This window comes from Ruminococcus sp. AF17-12, assembly GCF_003479245.1.
Taxonomy (GTDB): domain Bacteria; phylum Bacillota; class Clostridia; order Lachnospirales; family Lachnospiraceae; genus Blautia_A; species Blautia_A fusiformis.
Map to the genome: position 1 here is coordinate 225,520 of NZ_QUGY01000003.1, position 22,562 is coordinate 248,081.

General features: G+C 47.5%; 17 protein-coding genes. 1 reads left to right on the forward strand and 16 read right to left on the reverse strand.

All coding sequences use genetic code 11. The annotated features are described in order from the left end of the window. Positions 1–270: 270 nt before the first annotated feature. Entirely contained in the window at positions 271–3,315 is a 3,045-nt protein-coding gene (gene lacZ / locus DWW77_RS04715) for a beta-galactosidase, LacZ type (RefSeq protein WP_118608133.1), read from the reverse strand. 140 nt (positions 3,316–3,455) lie between these two features. Between lacZ and DWW77_RS04720 the strand changes: the two genes are divergently transcribed. Beyond that, positions 3,456–4,262, forward strand: coding sequence for a helix-turn-helix domain-containing protein (locus DWW77_RS04720; RefSeq protein WP_015526109.1), 807 nt, complete (start codon positions 3,456–3,458; stop codon positions 4,260–4,262). A 194-nt stretch (positions 4,263–4,456) separates the two neighbouring features. Here the strand turns inward: DWW77_RS04720 and lgt are convergent, their stop codons facing one another. The 15 genes from lgt to DWW77_RS04795 all read right to left on the reverse strand — a co-directional run bounded on the left by lgt (position 4,457) and on the right by DWW77_RS04795 (position 22,496). Beyond that, positions 4,457–5,575, reverse strand: a complete 1,119-nt coding sequence (gene lgt, locus DWW77_RS04725) for a prolipoprotein diacylglyceryl transferase (RefSeq protein ID WP_118608134.1) — start codon at positions 5,573–5,575, stop codon at positions 4,457–4,459. Between the two features lie 56 nt (positions 5,576–5,631). Then, positions 5,632–6,729: a redox-regulated ATPase YchF gene (gene ychF, locus DWW77_RS04730; RefSeq protein WP_022426886.1), complete on the reverse strand. Its 1,098-nt coding sequence runs from the start codon at positions 6,727–6,729 to the stop codon at positions 5,632–5,634. A gap of 145 nt (positions 6,730–6,874) precedes the next feature. Then, entirely contained in the window at positions 6,875–7,549 is a 675-nt protein-coding gene (locus DWW77_RS04735; protein WP_182431189.1) for a thiamine diphosphokinase, read from the reverse strand. A gap of 2 nt (positions 7,550–7,551) precedes the next feature. Continuing rightward, positions 7,552–8,226, reverse strand: coding sequence for a ribulose-phosphate 3-epimerase (rpe, locus tag DWW77_RS04740; protein ID WP_015526113.1), 675 nt, complete (start codon positions 8,224–8,226; stop codon positions 7,552–7,554). Positions 8,227–8,229: 3 nt separating this feature from the next. After that, positions 8,230–9,108 carry a ribosome small subunit-dependent GTPase A gene (rsgA, locus tag DWW77_RS04745; protein WP_021651619.1) on the reverse strand — a complete coding sequence of 293 codons (879 nt, stop codon included), beginning with the start codon at positions 9,106–9,108 and terminating at the stop codon, positions 8,230–8,232. Between the two features lie 2 nt (positions 9,109–9,110). Next, positions 9,111–11,336, reverse strand: a complete 2,226-nt coding sequence (gene pknB / locus DWW77_RS04750) for a Stk1 family PASTA domain-containing Ser/Thr kinase (protein ID WP_118608135.1) — start codon at positions 11,334–11,336, stop codon at positions 9,111–9,113. Beyond that, positions 11,330–12,076, reverse strand: a complete 747-nt coding sequence (locus tag DWW77_RS04755) for a Stp1/IreP family PP2C-type Ser/Thr phosphatase (protein WP_021651617.1) — start codon at positions 12,074–12,076, stop codon at positions 11,330–11,332. Before DWW77_RS04755 ends, pknB begins: the two co-directional genes overlap by 7 nt. Before the next feature lies 1 nt (position 12,077). After that, positions 12,078–13,118 carry a dual-specificity RNA methyltransferase RlmN gene (rlmN, locus tag DWW77_RS04760; RefSeq protein ID WP_118368809.1) on the reverse strand — a complete coding sequence of 347 codons (1,041 nt, stop codon included), beginning with the start codon at positions 13,116–13,118 and terminating at the stop codon, positions 12,078–12,080. 6 nt (positions 13,119–13,124) lie between these two features. After that, complete coding sequence (rsmB, locus tag DWW77_RS04765) at positions 13,125–14,480, reverse strand: 16S rRNA (cytosine(967)-C(5))-methyltransferase RsmB (protein WP_330575414.1); 1,356 nt, start codon at positions 14,478–14,480, stop codon at positions 13,125–13,127. Continuing rightward, positions 14,473–15,180 (reverse strand): zinc metallopeptidase, encoded by a 708-nt coding sequence (locus tag DWW77_RS04770; protein ID WP_118608136.1) that lies wholly within the window; start codon positions 15,178–15,180, stop codon positions 14,473–14,475. Before DWW77_RS04770 ends, rsmB begins: the two co-directional genes overlap by 8 nt. Before the next feature lie 6 nt (positions 15,181–15,186). Then, positions 15,187–16,131, reverse strand: a complete 945-nt coding sequence (gene fmt, locus DWW77_RS04775; protein ID WP_118608137.1) for a methionyl-tRNA formyltransferase — start codon at positions 16,129–16,131, stop codon at positions 15,187–15,189. A 12-nt stretch (positions 16,132–16,143) separates the two neighbouring features. Further along, positions 16,144–16,617, reverse strand: coding sequence for a peptide deformylase (gene def / locus DWW77_RS04780; RefSeq protein WP_022426881.1), 474 nt, complete (start codon positions 16,615–16,617; stop codon positions 16,144–16,146). Between the two features lie 12 nt (positions 16,618–16,629). Next, positions 16,630–18,849 carry a replication restart helicase PriA gene (gene priA, locus DWW77_RS04785; protein WP_118608138.1) on the reverse strand — a complete coding sequence of 740 codons (2,220 nt, stop codon included), beginning with the start codon at positions 18,847–18,849 and terminating at the stop codon, positions 16,630–16,632. A gap of 4 nt (positions 18,850–18,853) precedes the next feature. Beyond that, a complete protein-coding gene (locus DWW77_RS04790; protein ID WP_044961562.1) occupies positions 18,854–20,320 on the reverse strand; it encodes a UDP-N-acetylmuramoyl-L-alanyl-D-glutamate--2,6-diaminopimelate ligase in 1,467 nt (488 codons plus the stop codon). A 187-nt stretch (positions 20,321–20,507) separates the two neighbouring features. After that, entirely contained in the window at positions 20,508–22,496 is a 1,989-nt protein-coding gene (locus DWW77_RS04795; RefSeq protein ID WP_118608139.1) for a CLIPPER-2 domain-containing protein, read from the reverse strand. Between the last annotated feature and the right edge of the window lie 66 nt (positions 22,497–22,562).

Consider the following 22,562-nt stretch of genomic DNA (forward strand, 5'->3'; position numbering starts at 1 on the left):
CCCTTCGTGCTTCCAGGGTGCAAATGGTGTGTTCTGCCACTCATCCCCATTCGCTACCACTATTCACCACTTTCTACCACTTATGTAATCATTCTAAACTATTTACTATGAAAAAACAAGTGCATATCCAAGTTTTTTTTCATTTCATGAAATATCCACAGGTTTTTTTTCAACCTGTTTATTTTCTGTGCATTATTATGAAATGAAAAAGCTTCCGGACAGTCGCCGGAAGCTTTTTTCTGACTTTATGTTCTGTTATTTTATGACATTTTAAAGGCCTTTGAACGCAAAGGAAAATTTCATCTTTCCATTAGTATCCAGAAGGTATTCCGGATGGGTGCGGGCACCCCAGCTGTCATCTCCTCCAACACCCATCTGCGCCTTTGCGGCACGGACAACGGTATAATGGATTGCCGGAAGCTCATAGGGATGCATGGCATTTTCCATTTCATGAGGAGTATATGGAAGTGCCGAGAACATCATCGGACCGTTTTCTTTATCCATCTCAAAGAGCATTCCTCTGCCCTTTCTGTCTGTGATCTTTGCCCAGCGTACTTCCTCTTTATTTCCGCATTCCTGCGGCACAAGATAGCGTGCCATATTGTCTGTCACGAGATTCTCATAAATGCCTAGCTTTGCGCCATGCTTCCGGTCTGCATAAGTCTCTGCCGGTCCCAGGCCGTACCACTGAACATGATCATAATCCGCATTGAATTTAAAGAGTACTCCGAACTCCGGCATATCGCCCAGCTCTTTTACAGGATCATAGGTCAGCGTTGTCTTTACTCTTCCATCTCCGGTTACCTCATAGGCAAGACGGCATTCACTGGCAGGCGTAGTTGGCAGGATGTAGGTAAAAGCAACCTCCACGCTGTTTTCGTGAACCGTTGTCTCCGGAGCATTGGCCGGACCATACATGCCTTTTCGGTAATCCTTATGACTTGCGTACATACTGGCGATCTTCCACTGTGCATAGCGCATCTGCATCAGACTTCCGCAATCATTATCTGTAGGTGCTCTCCAGAAGTTAGGCTTCGGAATCGCTTCGATCATTTCTCTTCCTGCATATTTATACGAAACCAGGCCACCATTGAGAACGGAAAACAGCACTTCGAAATTTTCCCCGCGGACACCGATGTTATGAAGGCTTCTCACAAGCTCCACGCCACACGCAGGAGCTTCCGGTGTTCCTTCCACCTGATAAACATACTGGCCGAAAGCAACCTCATGTCCTGCCTCTGCCCAAAGTGTTTTTTCTCTGAGAAGGAAGGCTACGGTTACCGTATATTCGCCCGGGCGCTGCTGTTTTCCAAATGGAAGTCTGTAGGTCTGTTGGCTTAAAGGCTCCACCGCTGTATCCAGTGTCTCTGTGCGGAGAACATGACCGTTCTTTGCAAGAGTCACTTCACATCGGAATGTGTCCGTATTTACAAAAAGATTTTTATTGATGATCTTAACAGAATCCTCACTTACCTGCGCAGTGATATTCTGGTAGTTGAATTTTACCTCCTGCATCTTTGGTGAAGCATCTCTGTCTCCGCCGTATGCGATACCGTTTCCACTGAAATTATAATCTGTAGGACGTTCACCGAAGTCTCCGCCGTATGCCTGGAATTCTTTACCGTAACGGTCTTTTTTGTAAATAGACTGATCAATGTAATCCCAGATAAAGCCACCCTGATATTTCGGTTCTGTATCTGTAAGATCTGTATATTTATGCATTGCACCGCAGGAATTTCCCATTGCATGGGTATACTCACAGCAAATAAACGGCTTGCTGTCATCCTTTGCAAGGAACTCCCGGATTGCTTCTACGGAAGGATACATCTGGCTTTCCATGTCACTGGTGGCATTGTAGCTGCGGTCATGGAAAACCCCCTCATAATGTACCAGTCTTGTAGGATCATTCTTGTGGTAGAACTCAGACATCTCAAAGATATCTTTTCCGCCAAAGGATTCATTTCCACAGGACCAGATCAGGATCGCCGGGTGGTTCTTGTCACGCTGATACATGGAATTTACACGGTCCAGCATCATACCCAGCCATTCCGGTTTGTTGTGCGGAACGATATCCGTGTAATCTCCGGTAAATTCTGCTATATCCCAGGTTCCGTGAGACTCCAGATTGTTTTCTGCGATCATGTAAATACCATATTCATCGCAGAGACGGTAGATCGGAGATGCATCCGGATAATGACAGGTACGGATCGCATTGATGTTGTTCTGTTTCATGATCACGATGTCTTTGAGCAGTTCCTCCCGGGACACATGTCTTCCTGTGACGGAGCTGAACTCATGGCGGTTCACACCCTTGAATACGATACGTTTTCCGTTAAGGGTCATGATACCATCCTTCATTTCAAAACGGCGGAAACCGACTTTCTCCGGGATGATCTCCTGGAGCTTTCCGCTTTCATCACTGATCTCCAGCTCCAGATCATAGAGATTCGGCTCTTCTGCACTCCAGAGAAGGGGATCCTGAATCTCCCAGGTACAGGTATCCTCTCCGTTCAGAGTTCTTTCCTCCTGCAAAAGAACCTCTCCCTTTCCGGAAAGTGTAAGCTTCATTTTTCCTTTTCCCCAGGTACTGGTCACGATCTCAAGCTCGGCTTTTTTGAGAGTTTCATCCGGAATGGCACGGATCCTGAGATCATATACATGGACATCCGGTACCGTAAACAGATAAACATCTCTGTAAATTCCGGAAAAACGGTAAAAATCCTGATCCTCGCACCAGCTGCTGGCTGTCCATTTAAACACCTGTGCCGCCAGCTTGTTCTCGCCGTCCTTCAGATATTCCGTAAGCTCGAATTCTGACGGAGTAAAAGAATCTTCACTGTATCCCACAAATTTTCCATTGAGCCACAAAGCCAGGCCGCTCTCTGCTCCCTGGAATGAAACAAATACTCTTTTTCCTTTCATGCTCTCCGGCACATGGAAATATCTCACATAGCTTGCCACCGGGTTAAAACGTTCCGGGATCTGTCCCGGATGAAGTTCTTCATGGCCTTCCCACGGATACTGGACATTGGCATACTGCGGTGCATCATATCCTTCCATCTGGATATGTGCCGGCACATAAATGTCCTCCCAGTCCTTACAGGAATATGCTTCTTCCTCAAAGCCTGGGATAGCAGATGCATAATTCCGTGCATAATGGAACTTCCAGAGACCATTCAGACTGTGACGGAAAGAAGTTTTCCCATCTTCTCTCTCTTCCTCACAGCGATAATATGTATGATCTGAGTGGGCATCCATTCTTCCGTCGCTGAAATACCGGGGATCTTTTAACAGAGAATGATCAAATTTTTTCATTTTTTCCTCCTGCCCGGCAGATTCTGTTTTTTCTGCCGGATCCTTCGTTTTTTATGCTATGATCATTATAGTATAATCCACCGGATTATGGTATAATATGTTTCGCCAAAATATATAACATTTAGAAACAGGTGAATATCATGTCGATCTATTTCAGAAACACTCCGGTCAGTGCTCCCTTCATGTTTGAATCTCTTGGGAACCACTGGAATCAGGTTAATATCTTCCGTCCGGACGGATATCCGTATTATCATTACCTCCAGACTGAAAAGGGTACCGGACGCATTGAAGTCCGTGGAAAATTTTATACTCTCGGAGCCAACGAGGGCATCCTCATCGCCCCCGGTGTCCCTCATTCCTATCACAGGGAGTCTACTTCCTGGACCACGATGTTTGCCACCTTCACAGGAACACTGGCAGGCAGCATTCCTTCCATGACAGACAACCAGGAAGTGATCCTTATCGAAAAGGAACAAGGGGCCAGTATCCGGAAAATGATTTCTTCTACCTTGCGTAAATATCATCAGCCCACACCGGATATGAAATCTCTTTCTTCCGACTGCTATAATTTTCTTATGAATTTTACAGACTGTGCAGCTTCTCCGAAGATACAGGATAATCCTCTCTACCAGAGATATGTGATCCCGGTAATAAAAGAAATCGAAACCGGTTATCAGCAGGATATCACTGCAGCGCAGCTGAGCCGGAGCGTTTTTGTCTCTCCGCAGTATCTTTCCCGTCTGTTCCGCCGTTTTATGGGCTGCTCGGTTTACGAGTACGTTACCATGTACCGCATCAGCCGCGCACGTGAGCTTCTACTTTCCAGACCGGATATGAAGATCCAGGATGTTGCCGGCGCTTCCGGATTTTCCGATGCCAGCCACTTTATCGCCATGTTCCGTAAAGTCACAGGCACAACTCCTCTGGATTTCCGAAAGATGTACTGATATATTCCTACTGCACAGCACAAAAACTGCCCTGCCGGAAACGTCGTAGAAGACGTTTTCCTGCAGGGCAGTTTTCTGCTGCTCTTATCAGCCAAATGCCGGTATCCTATCCTATATTCTGATCCATCAGACAAAAGCATCTGTATCCTATATCTGTTTGCTCTCAGTTTCCGTAATATAATTCCAGAATACGGTCAACTCTTTGGCTGGCCTCCAGATTCTTCAGAAGATCGCTCCTGCTCCTGATCTGGCTGTCCAGCTTCTTCCGTTCCTCCTGCAGCTGCTGCAAAAGTGACGCTTTCCGAAGAGCTTCCTCTTTCTTCTGTATCTCGTTCTGATCCATTTTTTTCTCCCTGTACAGTCTCTGTTTCCAGATTCTCTGCTACATTTTCCCGTTGCTGTTCCGCTTCTTTCTCTGCCTGCTGATCTTTCTCGATCCTTCTCATCCGTACTTTTGCCCGCTTTCTGGACATCACGCGCTTCACGGCAACTACCACGGTGCAAAGAACAAAAAGTATTACCGAGATCACCAGTGAAACATCCACGCCGGTTCCCGGAAACAGTATTTTATCTGTGCGGAACCACTGGAGCACTGCTCTTCCCAGACCATAGCCTGCCAGATATCTCAGAAAGATCTCTCCCTGAAATACTTTTTTGCGAAGCAGCATCATAAGCACCAAAAGCACAAGCAGACACCAGAGACTTTCATAGAAAAACAAGGGCTGTACCAAAATCCAGGTACCACCGTCCACGGTTTGAAGCTTTTCACGCATAGCCGTGGTGACCTCTCCTGCCCGTACCGCAGTCAGCGGCAGCTGCATGGAAAAAATGTTGTCTGCATATTCCCCGAAAGATTCTCTGTTAAAAAAGCTTCCCCACTTTCCTATTATCTGCCCGATCAGAAGTCCCATGCATGCAAGATCTGCCATCTGCCAGAAGGATTTCTTTCGGATCCTGCAGTAGGCCGCACCACCCAGCACACCGCCCAGAAGTCCGCCATAAAACATAAGTCCTCCGGACCGTATATTCAGAAGCTGTCCCGGATCATTTTTATAAAGGCTCCAGGAAAAAGCCGCATAAAGCAGCCTTGCCCCTGCCACACCGGAAAGCAGCGTTATGATGGCCAGATCCAGATATGCATCCGGATCTTCATGATTTCTTCTGGCTTCCAGTACCACAAAAAAGATTCCCAGAAGCATTCCTATCGCGATCAGTACGCCATAGATCGTGATCTCAAAGCCAAAGATCTCAAAGGATCTCGGCACATGATCCAAAACCAGATTTAATCCGGGAAACCGAATTGACATATCCATAAAATCACCTGTTATAATTTTTCAGCTTACAGCCGGTATTTCACAGACGTTGGTGATCACACGTTAAATCTGAATAAGATCACATCTCCGTCCTGTACAACGTACTCTTTTCCTTCCATACGTACAAGGCCCTTCTCTCTGGCACCTGCATAGGAACCGCAATCCAGAAGATCCTGATAATTCACAACCTCTGCTTTGATAAATCCACGTTCAAAGTCTGTGTGGATCTTACCTGCTGCCTGCGGTGCCTTGGTTCCGATCTTGATAGTCCATGCTCTTGTCTCATCCTCTCCTGCTGTCAGGAAGCTCATAAGGCCAAGAAGGTGATAGCTTGCGCGCACCAGCTTCTCCAGGCCGGATTCTGTCAGTCCCAGATCCTCAAGGAACATCTTTCTCTCATCCTCATCCAGCTCGGAGATCTCCTCCTCGATCTGCGCACAGATCACAAATACCTCGCTGTTCTGTTTGGCAGCGTATTCACGTACTGCCTGTACATACTGATTGTTCGCCCCATCATCTGCGATATCATCCTCTGCAACGTTAGCCGCATAGATCACCGGTTTTGCAGTAAGAAGATTATAGGTTGCAAGCCATGCATCCTCATCTTCGTTCTCTGTTTCCAGAGTAATGGCAAGCTGTCCCTCTTCCAGATGCGCCTTTACTTTTTCAAGGAATGTAAGCTCTTTGGCAGCTTCCTTATCCATACGTGCAGTCTTGGTAACCTTGGCAATTCTTCTCTCGAGGATCTCAAGATCAGAGAAAACAAGCTCCAGATTAATAGTCTCGATATCGCGGAGCGGATCAATGCTTCCATCTACATGAACAACATTGGAATCCTCAAAGCAGCGTACCACGTGAACGATAGCATCTACCTCACGGATATTTGCAAGGAACTGGTTTCCAAGTCCCTCTCCCTTAGATGCGCCTTTTACAAGACCTGCAATGTCGACGAATTCGATCACTGCCGGTGTTACTTTTTTTGATTTATAAAAATCTCCGAGAAGATTTAGTCTCTCATCCGGAACGGTTACAACACCCACATTGGGGTCGATAGTACAGAACGGATAGTTTGCGGATTCTGCTCCGGCTTTTGTCAGTGAATTGAATAATGTACTTTTTCCTACGTTAGGAAGACCTACGATTCCTAATTTCATCTCTCTATATACGTCCTTTCGATATATTTATTTACAGTATTTTTCAGATACTCTTTAAACAGGCCTTTCCGTTTTTCAGGCCATCCCTGTCCCATATTACCATACACAGCCTGAAATCGCAACTGTGAGGCATTTATTGTTACTGTCAGTCCCTGGACATGATCATCAGAAGCTGCCCGCTTTCATACAGGATCTCTGCGGTTTCTTCCGAAATCTCATTGCTGACGGTCAGGCCACTGTCTTCTACTGTCAGATGATATCCGTTCAGCGGATACTTAAATCCTCTCAGAGTGAGGCCTGTCACATCACCTCCCACAGTAAAGAATGAAACATATTTTCCAAACTGCTCCTCTCTGTGCAGTATGGTTCCGCTTTCTGCAAGTGTGATATAATTCCACTGATCTGCGATCGCAACACGAACGCCCTGTTCCTTACCCATGGAAAGCAGTCCCAGATTCGCCAGCACATGATCCAGCCTTGTGCCGGTAGCTCCCAGGATCAGGATATCCTTTGCACCCTTGCGGATCATCTGGTTTACCGCAGACTGTGTATCCGAATCATCCTTCTCTGGCTTCAGCCTGATGATCTCCGGTCCCTTCAGGCTTTCCATATATTTTTGGCCTTCTTCGGAAAGACTGTCAAAATCCCCAATTGCAAGATCCGGAATAAATTCCCGGTTTTTCATGAACCATTCCATCCCCTTATCTGCAGCAACAAGAGTGATTTTCTCTCCTCGGTTTTCTTCTATTCTTTTTTTTAAAAAATCGAGGGCAAAACCATTCTGGATATTGCCCCCGCTGATTATTATTGTATCGATCATTTTCAGTCCAGCTCTTTTTTGATATTGTGGATTTTTTCTGTAATGTGTCTTACATTGGCTGCCACATCGCCCTTAAATACCCAGGAACCTGCGACCATGAGATTTGCACCGGCACGCATAACCGTCTCCAGTGTATCATCATTGATACCACCATCTACCTGGATATCAACATCCAGCTCTTCTTCATCAATAAGCTCACGAAGCTCCTGAATCTTCTCCGTGCATTCGTCCATGTATTTCTGTCCGCCAAATCCTGGCTGAACAGTCATTATCAGCACCATATCCACATCTTCAAGAAGATGGCTGATGTCATTTACCGGTGTGGATGGCTTGATCGAAACTGCCGCCTTTACCCCTGCTGCCCTGATCTGCTCCAGTGTACGCTCCAGATCCTCACATGCCTCCGCATGTACAGTAATGGAATCTGCTCCGCATTCTACAAAATCGCGGATATATCTTTCCGGTTCTGTTACCATCAAATGTACGTCGAAAAACATGTTGGATTCTTTCCGGATCGATTTGATCACCGGCATTCCAAAAGAAATGCTGGGAACAAAATCTCCATCCATAACATCAATATGCAGATATTCAACGCCTTCCTTTTCCAGAATTTTGATCTGTTCTCCCAGTCTGTTAAAATCTGCTGATAAGATCGACGGGCACAATCGGTATTCCATGACTCAGTATCTCCTTTTCTCTTTTAATTCCTGGTGCAGCTCCAGATAATCTTCATATCGGAGTCTGCTGATCTCATTGTTCTCAAGGGCTTCCTTAACAGCGCAGCCCGGTTCATGTATGTGACGGCACCCCTGAAAGCGGCACTGTCCTTCATATCTTCGGAACTCCGGAAAGTAATCCTTCAGTTCCTGCTCCTCCATATTTTCAATATATAAGGAGGAAAATCCCGGCGTATCCACAAGGAATGTATCCTGTGCCACCGGTATGATCTGTGCATGGCGCGTGGTATGTTTTCCCCGTTTCAGCTTACGGCTGATCTCACCGGTTTCCATCTCCACTTCTTCCTGAAGGGAATTTGTAAGAGAAGATTTTCCCACGCCGGATGGGCCGGCAACCACAGTTGTCCTGCCCTGAAGCACTTCTTCGATCTCGTCGAGTCCTTCTCCCTTCAGGGCACTTGACAGGATCACCTGATAGCCGCAGCTCTGGTATGTTTCATAGAGAAATTCCAGCTCTTCCGTTGTTGCCAGATCTTTTTTGTTAAAACAGATGACTGCCGGAACACCTTCCCTCTCCATCATAATGAGGAAACGATCCAAAAGCATGAAGTTCGGCTTCGGATTATCCATGGCAAAGATCACCAGTGCCTGATCTACATTGGCCACAGCCGGACGGATCAGAGAATTCTTCCGCTTGTGGATCTCCGTCACACTTCCCTCCAGTTCCTTTTCATCCAGAACTGTAATGTCCACATTGTCACCTACCAGAGGCTTGAATTTATCCTTACGGAAAATTCCCTTGGCTCTGCATTCATATGTATTGCCGTCTTCTGCATATACGTAGTAGAATCCGGCAATACCTTTGATTATCTTTCCCTGCATGATCACTCAGCTTTCTTGAATGTAACCGTGTAGGTTCCAAGCTGCTGATAATCTCCGTCCTTCTCTTCATAGAGATAGATAGTTCCTGAGGTAACGCCCTCAGCACCTGAGATATCAAGCTGATACGGGAAGCTGATATTCTGTCCATCAATGATAGTGGATGCCTTAGGCTCACCGTTTACGTCCTGGATCAGTTCCAGACGGATTGCGCCTCCCTTGTAGCCGGACGGGGTATCCAGTGTCTGTGTACATTTCCAGCCTGTGTTTGCATTGACATCTGCTGTAGATGTAGTTGTGGATACTGTGCTGTCCGCAGATGCTGTACTGTCTGTGGATGCTGTACTGTCTGTAGATGCTGTACTATCTGCAGATGCTGCGCTGTCTGTGGATGGAGCCTTGTCACCGGAGCTGATAGTAATGCTGATCGGCTGATCCGGGTCTGCTGCCGCATAGGCTTCCGGATCCTGTGCGATAACTGTACCTGCAGCTTCTGTACTCTGCTGTTCTGTTATCTGGATATCAATAAATTTACCTAAAGTAGTAAGCGCATCATCCTTGGTCATTCCTACAACACTCGGAACCTCAGCATTATCGCCATAATCAACCCCTCGACTGACTGTCAGTGTTACAGAAGAGCCTGCCTGCACAGAAGTACCTGCTGCCGGCTCGACATTGTAAACATATCCCGGATCTACCAGTGCATATCCGTTGTCATCTGTGTCGCTGTATTCTTTCTGGACATTTACCTGAAGTCCAAGATCTTCCAGAGTCTGCTGTGCATCGATTCCTGTACGTCCATCCAGATCTGGGATCGTAATCTGTGCTGTTCCGGTGCTTACCCAGTATTTCACAGTTGTATTGGCTTCAACCTGTGTTCCCGCCGCTGTCTCCTGACGGGAGATCCTGCCTTTTTCCTGATCGGATGCCTCCTCACCGGCCATCTGGACACCCAGATGTGCATCGTTTGCAAGTGTTTTAGCCTCTTCCTCTGTCTTGCCTACAAGATCAGGAACAGTTGCCAGACCGTCAGCTGCTGATTCCTGCTTCGCTTCTGCCTTGCTGCTGTCTGCAGCTCCGCTGCTGCCGGTTCCAAACAGTCCTGCGGCACGTCCAAGCACTACCACAAGAACGATCAGAAGGACTGCACCTCCGATCAGTGCCGCAATCGTCAGGCCTCTTCCGGAACCATGATGCTTCTTTTTCTTTCCGGATCTATGCTCGGATCTCGGTCTGTATTCTTCCTCTGCATCATCGTAATCGTTATCGTCGTATTTTTCTTCCTCAAGTGCGGTGATCTCCGGTTTTGTGATCTGCTTCGGTGTATGTTTGATCTCACCAAGCTCTTCTTCTGAGATCACAACCGTCTTGGCATCGTTGTCAACTGTAGTAAGCTTTACAAAATCACCCTGGGGATCGATCAGAGAATGCTTCAGGTCTGCGATCACATCCTCCATACGGCTGTAACGACGATCTACACTTTTCTGTGTACATTTCAGAATGATCTGCTCCAGACTGTACGGAAGGTCCGGTGTATAAACACTTGGCGGAACCATCTCTTCCTGCAGATGCTTGATAGCGATCGCCACAGTGGTATCTCCGTCAAAAGGAACTCTTCCTGTAACCATCTCATACAGTGTGATTCCAAGAGAATAGATATCGCTCTTCTCATCGCTGTATCCGCCTCTCACCTGCTCAGGTGAGCTGTAATGTACAGATCCCATTACATTGGAGCTGATCGTATTGGAAGATGCAGCTCTGGCAATTCCAAAGTCTGTCACCTTTACTTTACCATCTGTGGAGATAATGATATTCTGGGGTTTCACATCTCTGTGAACGATACCATGGCTGTGTGCCGCCTCCAGACCCATAGAAACCTGGATTGCGATACTTGTAGCCTCTTTAATGGAAAGCTTTCCCTTCTTGGAGATGTATTCCTTCAGAGTGATACCCTCGATCAGTTCCATAACAATGTAATAAACACCGCCGTCATCTCCTACGTCAAATACATTGACGATATTCGGATGTGTAAGACCAGCTGCCGCCTGGGCCTCACTTCTGAATTTCTTTATAAACGTGGTGTCTTCCCGAAACTCCGGTTTCAGGACCTTCACGGCAACAAAACGGTTCAGCTTATGGTCCATAGCCTTATAGACATCTGCCATTCCGCCAGTTCCGATTTTTCCTACGATCTCATAGCGCTCGGCTATGATCATTCCCGTCTTCAACATGCTTCCACCTCATTCGTGAATGGCTCTACCAGTACGACTGCAATATTATCCTTACCACCATTCTGATTTGCTTCCCGAAGGAGCGCACTGCCCTTCTGATCAATATCTGCTTCCGGATCGGATATGATCTCCTGGATCTTCTCATCTTCAACCATATTGCTGAGACCGTCTGAACACATCAGGATCGTACATCCTTTTTCAAGTTTCAGATCAAAGAAATCCACATCCACCGTTTTCTCCGCGCCAAGTGCCCTTGTAATGATGTTCTTATCCGGATGATTCCGTGCTTCCGCTTCGCTGATCTCGCCCATTCTCACCATTTCCTGTACTAGGGAATGATCTCTGGTGACCTGGCGGATCCCGTCCTGGATCACATATAAACGGCTGTCACCCACATTGGCTACATAGGCATACTGATCTACAATAGTCGCCACCACCATAGTGGTTCCCATGCCCCGGAGGTTTTCGTCTTCCTGCGCACGGTTTCTGATCTCCGTGTTCGCAGCTTCGATCGCATGACGAATAACCTTCACAGGATTGTAATCCGCATCTTCACGGATTTCATCCACAAGGATCCGTACTGCATGTGAGGATGCATAGTCACCGGCGTTATGTCCGCCCATTCCGTCCGCGACTGTGAAAAGATTAGGCAGATTTCCAACCGGACCTTCAGATGCAAACACGTAATCCTGATTCATCTTCCGCTTCTGCCCTACATCAGTAGCTGAGTATATCCTCATGTCACTTCTCGCTTTCTGTTTTTTCCATGTAACTTTTTCTTAGCTGTCCACAGGCACCGTCGATATCGCTGCCCATTTCCCTTCTAATAGTAACATTAATTCCGTATTTTTCAAGTTTTATTTTGAAATTCTCCACAGCCTGTCGAGTAGACCTCACATAGGAGCGTTCCTTGATGGGATTGACCGGAATCAGATTTACATGGCAATTGATGCCTTTTATACGGCCTGCCAGCTGTCTCGCATCTTCTTCACTGTCGTTGACGCCGGCTACAAGACTGTACTCAAAGGTGATCCTTCGGCCTGTTTTGTCAAAATAATTTCTGCAGGCATCCAGAACCTCATCCATGGAATACTTATTCGCGATCGGCATCAGTTCCTGTCGTTTTTCATCATTTGGAGCATGAAGGGAAAGTGCCAGAGTGATCTGAAGCTTTTCTTCAGCCAGATCATACATCTTCGGCACGATCCCACAGGTAGAAACCGTCACATTTCTCTGACTGATCCCAAGACCGTTTTCGTCGGTAAGGATCCGGACAAAACGGACAAGATTGTCATAATTATCCATCGGCTCACCGGTTCCCATCACAACTACATTGGCCACACGTTCACCGGTATCTGCCTGGATACGGTAAATCTGATCCAGCATCTCGGACGGTTTCAGGCATCTGGTCAGTCCTCCGATGGTAGATGCACAGAATCTGCATCCCATACGGCAGCCCACCTGAGAAGAAATGCACACAGAATTTCCGTGATGATACCGCATGAGAACACTCTCGATCACATTTCCATCTTCCAGCCGGAACAGATATTTTCTGGTTCCGTCAATTTTTGAGATCCTTACATCTGCCTGGGTCAGCGCTGTGATCGGATAAGCCGAAAGCTTTTCCCTGAGGCTTTTGGAAAGATTTGTCATTTCATCCCAGGAGGTAACCAGCTGCTGGTGAAGCCATGCATAGATCTGTTTCGCCCTGAAAGGCTTTTCACCGATCTTTGTCATGAATTCCTTCAATTCCTCCATGGTCATGGATTTTACATCTGTCATTTTCTGTTATTTCCTTCTGAATCTGGCAATAAAGAATCCATCCGTCTTATGTATTCCCGGCAGAAGCTGCAGATAGCCAAGCTTCGTGGATTTACAGTGCAGTTCCTCCGGAATATACGGATCCAGGCTTTCCAGCCGGTACGGATAGTTCTTTAAAAACCATAATACATTTTCTTCGTTTTCTTCCCGGGCAATGGTACATGTGCTGAAGATCAGCGTTCCATCCGGTTTCACATACTTTGCAGCCTTATCCAGGATCATTCTCTGGAGCATTACGATCTCTTCCTGTTTCTGCGGAGTTGCCCGGTATTTGATTTCCGGTTTCTTGCCGATAACACCATAACCGGAGCACGGTACATCCGCGATCACAATATCCGCAGCCTGTTCGGAATCCGGATCATATACCGTTGCATCTTGAACTCTGGCTTCCACGTTGATCACTCCGGTCCTGTGGATGTTTTCTTCGATAAGATCTGCCTTATACTGACTTACATCTCTGGCATCCACATTTCCGTAATCCCCCATTTTGTCTGCCGCATGGATGCTTTTTCCACCTGGCGCAGCGCACATGTCGATGATATGGTCGCCTTTTTTCGGACTTGCAGCTTCCGCTACAAGCATAGAGCTTACATCCTGCACCAGGATCTTTCCCTGAAGGAATGTCTCTAGTGTCAGAATATGATTGTAATCGGAAATCTTCAGTGCATAGGGAAGATAAGGAGCCTGTTCTACTGTCACTCCCTGAGACTTCAGACTGGTGACGATTTCTCTCAGAGACGCCTTATGAGTACGGCACCGTACTGTGATCGGTCTTTCTGTCAGAAAATCCTCCAGGATCCTCTCCGTAGTCTTCACTCCGTAGGCTGCTTTCCATTTTTCTACCAGATATTCCGGCATGGAATATTTCACGGAAAGATAACGGACTTCGTTTTCTTCCCTGGAAGGAAGCTCCAGATCACCGATCTCTCTTGCGATCGTACGGAGCACCCCGTTGACAAAGGGCTTTAGATTATAAAAGCCTTTTCGCTGTGCCAGCTTTACCGCTTCATTGCATACTGCACTGTCCGGAACACTGTCCATAAATTTCAACTGATATACCGCACTTCTCAGGATCTCGCGGATCTGCGGTTTCATCTTGTTTACAGAAACCTTGGAAAAAGAATCGATGACATAATCAATATAGATCCTGTATTCCAGGGTTCCCTCACATACTCTTGTAATAAAGCTACGTTCCTGTTTCGGAAGAAACTGATATTTGGAAAGCGCATTCCGAATCGCAATATGGCTGTGCTCACCCTCCTCCTCGATCTGTAACAGGATCTCAAGGATCAGTTCTCTGGTATTTACTCCGCTGCTAATCACGATCTCTACCTCCTGCAAGGATAATCAGTCTCAGAAGCTGCAGAATAGATGCCGCCAGAGCTGCCACATAGGTAAGCGCCGCCGCTGTAAGTACTTTTCTTGCACCCCTTTTTTCATCTGCACCTAAGATACCTGTACTTTCCAGCATTTTAAGCGCTCTGGAAGACGCATTGATCTCAACCGGAAGTGTCACCAGCTGAAACAGTACTGCCAGTGAAAACAAAACAATTCCCAGAGTTACCAGCGGATCAATGGAAAAGATCAGCCCTGCGATAAACAGCGGCCATGAAAGCTGGGAACCAATATTTGCGGCAGGTACAATGGCTGAACGGATATTGAGTGGTGCATAATTGATCGCATCCTGGATCGCATGGCCACATTCATGTGCTGCCACCCCCACAGCCGCCAGAGAATTTCTTCCATAAATATCTTCTGAAAGGGAAACCGTTTTCGTTCTCGGATCATAGTGATCCGTAAGACTTCCGCGGATTGGAACCACCTGTACGTCTGTGATCCCAGCCGCTCTCAGGATCCTCTGTGCAGCTTCCGCACCGGTGATACCTGAATGGCTCCGGACCTTTTTATAGACTGCAAAGGTACTGCGCAGCTTCGCGGATGCCGCAAGAGAAAGAAGCATTCCGATCACAAGTAAAAGAATCGTGGGGTCCATTCCCCATCCGTAATAACCATATCCGTACATAACTCATCACTCCCTGGAATCTCTGAACATGTCTCCTGGTTTCAACTGATATCCCCGAAGGAACGCATCCGCTTCCATGCGTTTTTTGCCTTCCAGCTGCACTTCATGGAACACGAGTACCTTCTGGCCGCATGCTACCTGGATTCCTCCTTTGTCAGCGGCTATCACAGTTCCCGGTGCTTCCTGTGCCTGTTTTTCCAGAACAGAGCTCTTCCAGACCTTCAATGTTTTTCCATTGATAAAGGTAAAAGCGCTTGGCCATGGATCAAGGCCTCTTACCAGACGCTCCAGTTCTTCCGCATTTTTGCTGAAATCCAGAAGCCCCATTTTTTTGGAGATCATGGCAGCATATGGTGTTGGACTCTCCTCCGGCTGTTTCTCGCGGGTTGCAGTTCCGTCAAAAATGGACGGTAAAGTCTGTACCAGAAGCTCTGCACCTGCCTGTGCGAGCTTATCAAACAAGCTTCCACCTGTCTCATCTTTGGCAAGCGGAACCACGATCCTGGAAATCATATCACCGGTATCCAGACCGGTTCCCATCTGCATAATGGTAACGCCGGATTCTTTTTCACCGTCGATCACCGCCTGCTGGATCGGTGCAGCTCCACGATATTTAGGAAGCAGAGACGCATGGATATTGATACATCCGAATCTCGGCATATCCAGGATGCTCTTTGGAATGATCTGCCCGAATGCCGCAACAATGATGATGTCCGGTGCAAGATTTTTCAGTTCTTCCACAAATTCAGGATCTCTTACCTTCACCGGCTGCAGTACCGGGATCCCGTGTTTCAGTGCTTCTTCTTTTACAGGAGTAGGCATCATAGTTTTGCCTCTGCCCTTCGGTTTGTCCGGCTGTGTGATCACAGCCTCCACTTCATATCCGTTCTCTGCCAGTGCTACAAGAGGCGCCACCGCAAAGTCCGGAGTTCCCATATAAATAATCTTCATAGTATCCCGCCTTTAGTCTTCTTCATCATAAGTTACCTTGTGAAGTTCTCCCTCCACAAGTTCTGTATACATTTTTCCATCCAGATGGTCAATCTCATGACAGAACGCTCTTGCCAGAAGGCCCTCTCCCTCGTAGATCTGTTCATCCATATTTACATCAAGTGCTTTTACCTTCACATAGTTCGGACGTGTTACCTGTCCTGCCATTCCCGGAACGCTCAGGCATCCCTCGTCACCGGTCTGCTCGCCGCTTGTCTCAAGGATCTCCGGATTGATCAGCACGATCGGGCCCTCACCTACATCGATGACAACGATACGTTTCAGGATTCCTACCTGTGGTGCAGCGAGGCCAACACCCATTGCATCATACATGGTATCCAGCATATCTGTGATCAGTTCCCCGATCCTCGGTGTCATTTTGTCTACTGTCCGGGATTTTTTTGTCAGTACAGAATCCCCCTGTACACGGATTGTTCTAAGTGCCATTTTTCTTCTCCTTTAATTCATATCAAATTGAATGTATATTTTCCGGAATCCGGAATTTATCTCTATATATTTCTCCAGCTTCTCTCTGACTGCTGTGAGAAAACAGATATCCCTGTGCTTCAGATGGATCACCTGACGATAAACATCCTTTACCTTACCTACCGATGCAGCTGCAGGTCCGATCATGTGAAGCTCTTCCTTCGGACTTACCCTGCGGATAAAAACTTCTATATAATACATGGCATTTTTCAGAAGTTCTTCATCCTGGCAGGCGCCAAAAACAGTCATCATATGGGCTGCCGGCGGATAGTCCAGAAGCATCCGATACCCCATTTCTTCTTTATAAAATTTCTCATAATCCTGAATAGCCGCAGCCTGGATACTGTAATGCTCCGGCTGATATGTCTGGATCACCGCCTGCCCCGGCCGATTCCCTCTGCCGGAACGTCCAACTGCCTGAGTCAGAAGCTGGAATGTACGCTCCCCGCAGTGATAGTCATCCATATTCAGCGAAAGATCTGCTGCGATCACTCCTACCAGGGTCACATTCGGAAAATCATGTCCCTTGACGATCATCTGGGTCCCCACCAGAATATCTGCCTCATGCTTTGCAAAAGAAGCCAGGATCTTCTCATAGCTGTCCTTGGTCCTTGTGGTATCAAAATCCATTCGAAGTACCCTGGCTTTCGGGAATTCTTTTTCAATGACCTTCTCGATCTGCTGGGTTCCTGCCTTAAATCCACCAATGTGCGGTGAACCACAGGACGGACAGATTTCCGGTTTCACAGTCTCATAGCCGCAGTAATGACAAATCAGACGATTGCCATTGTGTTCACTTAGAGATACATCACAGTGGGGACATTTCATAACGTGACCGCAGGCTCTGCAGGAAACAAAGCCCGCATATCCTCTCCGGTTCAGAAACAGCATGGCCTGTTCTCTTCTTTCAAGGACCTGCTCCAGATCCCTCTTCAGCTCCAGACTCAGTACCGAGCGGTTTCCTTTCTTTAATTCTTCCCGAAGATCCACGATTGATACCTGTGGAAGAGGCCTTTCCTCATAACGTGCATTTAACTTTACCAGAAGATATTCTCCGTCACAGGCATGACTGTAGGCTTCCAATGACGGAGTGGCTGATCCCATGACCACACGGGCATGTTCCATTCGTGCCCTCTCAATGGCAGTCTCACGTGCATGGTACCTTGGCGTATTCTCACTTTTGTAGGTGAGTTCATGCTCTTCGTCGATAACGATCAGTCCCAGATCTGAAAACGGTGTGAACAGTGCGGATCTGGGTCCTACCATCACCTGGATCTCACCACGTTTTGCTCTTTTGAACTGATCATAACGTTCTCCCTGGGAAAGTCTGGAGTTCAGAACCGAAACCTTATCTCCGAACATGGCATAAAAGCGCCTGACTGTCTGATAAGTAAGCGCGATCTCAGGGATCAGCACGATTGCCTGTTTTCCCTCCTCCAGTACCTTCTGGATCAGGCGCATATAAACCTGGGTCTTTCCGCTTCCGGTCACTCCGAAAAGAAGTGCAGGCCTTGGGTCCGGCTCCTGCCATTCCCGAAAAATCTGCTCTGCCGCCAAGAGCTGTTCCTGGTTCAGACTCAGTTCCATGTTCTCCTTCACCAGGCCGAGCCCCTCGGGAATGCGATACATTTCCTGACTTTCAATAGTTATCAGACCTTTTTTTTCAAAAAAATCAAGAACGGAAATGCCTGCCCCAAGCTCTTTGGAGGCATAGGTATAATCCAGGCTCCCGGCCTCCAGGATTGCCCGAAGGAACCGCTCACGTGCTTTAAAGCGGCTGCCTTCCAGCTTGCCAAGAAGTGCCTGCCCCTCTTCCTTTTTCCCTGTAAAAAGGATCAGTCTTTTCTCTTTTGCACGGACCTTGTCTTTTACAGGCAGAACTGTTTTCAGTGCCTGGATCATGGTGGAGCCATAGGTCTCCTTCATCCAGGCCGCAAGTGCGATCAGCCGGGATTCTGTTGTCTCACTGTCTGTGGACACTCCCCGGATCTCCTTGAGCTTTGACGCATCATATTTTGCCGTTCCGGAGATCCCGGTCACATAGCCTTTCCGAAGGGTATTTCCCTTTCCGAAGGGCACTGTGACCACAACTCCGGGTTTTATTGCCTGCACCAGCTCCTCAGGTACACGATACTGAAAATCCCGGTCCAGCTTTTCATGAGAAATATCAATGATCACATCTGCATAGATCATCCATTTACGCTTTCTGATCTTCTTCCAGGATCTCCCGGATCAGTACACGCTCATCCATGGGATATTTCTTACCCTTGATCTCCTGATAATCCTCATGGCCCTTTCCGGCAAGGACGATGATATCTCCCGGCTCACCATGATGGATCGCGTAGGCGATCGCCTCTTTACGATCCGGGATCTCTACATATTTTCCATCTGTTTTTGCCATTCCGATCTTGATATCATCGATGATGGCCTGTGGATCCTCATCTCGCGGATTATCTGAAGTAATGATGGTCAGATCTGCCATCTTTCCTGAAACCTCACCCATCTCATAACGGCGCAGCTTGGAACGGTTTCCGCCACAGCCAAACAGGCATACCAGTCTGTGCGGATCATATTCCTTCAGTGTTCCGAGAAGGCTCTCCAGCGCCATGGCATTATGTGCGTAATCGATCATCAGTGTGAATTCGTCAGATACCTTGATCATCTCAATACGGCCTTTGACCCTGGCCACCTTCAGAGCTTTGATGATATTCTCCTCGGATACTTTAAAATGACGGCAGATGGCAATGGCAGTCAGAGAATTGTAAATGCTGAACTTACCTGGAATATCGATCTCCACAGGAAAATCCATAAGTCCCTTAACATGATAGGAAATTCCCAGATAGCCCTTTCTTCCAACGAGTCTGGCATCCTCTGCACGGAGATCTGCTTTTTCGGAAAATCCATAGGTTTCAAGTTTACAGGTATGGCCTTCGATAATGCGGTCAAAGTGTTCATCGTCACGATTTACGATACCAACCTTACACTGTCTGAGAAGCATGGATTTGCAGTGCAGATAATCATCAAAGTCCTTGTGCTCATTCGGTCCGATATGATCTGGTTCAATATTTGTGAAAATTCCAAAATCAAACACAAATCCCTGGGTCCTGTGAAGCATCAGTCCCTGTGAGGAAACCTCCATAACGACCGCATCGCAGCCTGCTTCTACCATATCATGAAAATATTTCTGTACCATATAGGATTCCGGTGTCGTGTTGGCTGCCGGGATATGCTTCTCCCCGATAACAGCCTCGATGGTTCCGATCAGACCAACCTTATATCCGGCATTCTCAAGGATTGATTTCACCATATAGGTTGTAGTTGTTTTTCCTTTGGTTCCGGTGATACCGATGGTTTTGAGCTTTTCTGCCGGATGTCCGAACCATGCTGCTGAAATAAAGGCCATGGCGTAACGGGTATCCTCTACCTGGATCACTGTCACATCCTCCGGTGCCTCCACCGCTTCTTCCACGATTAGTGTCTTCGCACCCTTTGCCACAACATCAGGTATAAATTTATGTCCATCCACGACCGCACCTCTGATGCAGATAAAAAGGCTCCCTTCTTCTACTTTGCGGGAATCATATACAACAGAAGAAACCTCCTGCTCTGTACTTCCCTGAAGGCATTTGTATTCAAGATGTTCCAATAAGGATAAAAGATTCATTTTTCTCCTCCATTTTCCCTTTTTCCGTTCTGACGGGCAGCACACCGGAGGCGGGAAATATACTATTTTTGTTTTCTGTACATACCATATAGAATAGCACACCTCCCCCCTGTTTTCAACGTTTCTTTGAGGCACGGCCGCCTTGTAAAATGTCAGCTTGTTACCGTTCACTCCGTTCTCAGTAACATCAGCTTTTCTCATAAATATCCGCATATTTTTTCCGGAGCCAGATACCGCCCAGCACAGTCACCAAAGCTGTCACTGCCAGAAGCGTCCACAAATCCCTCCTGGTATCATCTTCTGTCTTCGGATGTGTAGACGCTGCTCTTGCCATCTGTGTCTGACCGGAAGCCGGATCCTGATCATCACTTTGCAGAAAAAGCCTTTCTTCCGGCGTAACGGTTACCTTTCCTTTTACTATGACAGAAGCGGAGGCCTCCATCGATCGCTCTCCAGTTTCCTGGCTTGTGACCGTCACCTGGTTAAAAAGCTTCTGATCCGCTGTTCTTTCCGGGATCTTCACCACGGCCTGAAGAGAAACTGCCTCTCCCGGCGGGATCTGTTGGATCATTGCCTTTGTACGGCTGCTGTTGAGCGTTACACCTTCCTGCTCCAGAAACTGTGCATGGATCCCAGCCGCCTGAAAGCGCTCCGTTCCCACAACCGAATGAAGCGTTTTTTCACCAGTATTCACGATACAGATCTGATAGGTCACAGTCTCACCCGGTGCAGCGGTTTCTTTGTCTGCAGTTTTCTTTACAGAAAGATCCGCCTTCAGTGCCTCCAGACTATTTATAGTGGTGGCGTTCTTCCGGATCACCTCCGCTGCTCTGCCCTTTACCCTGGCCTCTGCTTCCACCTGGTGCTCCAGATCTTTTTCCTGTTCATCCAGAAGCGGCGCCTGTACATAAAAGCTCCTGCTCTCTCCGGCTTTTAATTCCGCAAATTCCGCCACTGCCCCTTCTGTCAGAAGGCCTTCTGCATCTTCCCACATCTGCCGGATCTTAGGGCAGGAAAGGCTGCTGAATAGACGGATATCTGCAAGATCCAGTTTTCCGGTATTAGCGATCTCCACCTGATAACGGATGGTCTGCCCTGCTTTCATTTTTTCATTCTGTGCAATTACCGACAATTCCATATCAGCCTCAGCAGCCTCCACGTCCAGCATAGGCGAGATCCCCTCTGCGATCACCAGCTCTTCCCCGTTTTCTTCTGTCATGAGAAAGGTTCCCGCACCGGTACAGTCCTTCTGAAGCGGTTCCTCCTGAGTCACAGGATAACTGCTTTTCTCTGCCGGAAAACGGTATTCCTGCCGCAGGATCAGCGGGATACGGAAAAAGATCTCATCCTGCCCGTTCTGCTCCACGTTCAGCACGCTTTCCAGCTTTGTGATCTCTGTAGCTTCACCGCTCTGGCTCCTTACAGAAATCTGCTGTGCAGCCATATTTTTCGGGACAGAATCCGTTTCCGGAACAAAATACTCCGAAATATACGTGACCAGCGTCAGCTTTTGCGTCTCCTCAGACTCATCTTCCTCTTCATTCCCTACATTTTCCCCTCCGGTCGACGTTCCTTCCGGTGTGAGCGGACCCGTTTTCTCCTGCTCTTCATCCTCCGGCTGTACTGTTTCCCCGGATGCCAGCTGCTCCACGTGCTCATATCCTTCCTCCATTTCTATTCCGATTCCTTCCACAACCTTATCCACCGGCAATTCCTGTTCTGCCTTCTCTTCCTGCTGCAAGTCATCCTCATCCTTTGGAAGTTCCTGTTCTGGCTCTTCTTCCTGCTGCAAGTCATCCTCCGGCAGCTCCTGTTCTGGCTCTTCTTCCTGCTGCAAGTCATCCTCCGGCAGCTCCGGTTCTATCTCTTCTTCCTGCTCCACCGATGGATCTTCAATCTTCTGAAGTTCATCGTCCCACTTCTCATTTTTCTCCTTATCCTCCGAAAACCTTCTCCCGGACAGCCATTCATTCAGGCCGCGAATCCGGATCCCAAGCTCCGCCTGTCCGGATTCTATGTTTTTCCAGAACACACTCTGATCGATAAACGGTGCCTGTCCCGGCAAAAAATCTGCTCCCAGGATCAGCTTCGGTTCTATTGTTCCTCCCAGCATGACTCCTGTCAGCACTGTCACAATTCCGACTTTCTTCATCTGTTTCCATATTCTGTTTTTCATGGCTCTTCCTCATTTCTGCCTGATCTGGCATTTCTTATACACATGTTTTTTTTACAGAAACTTACT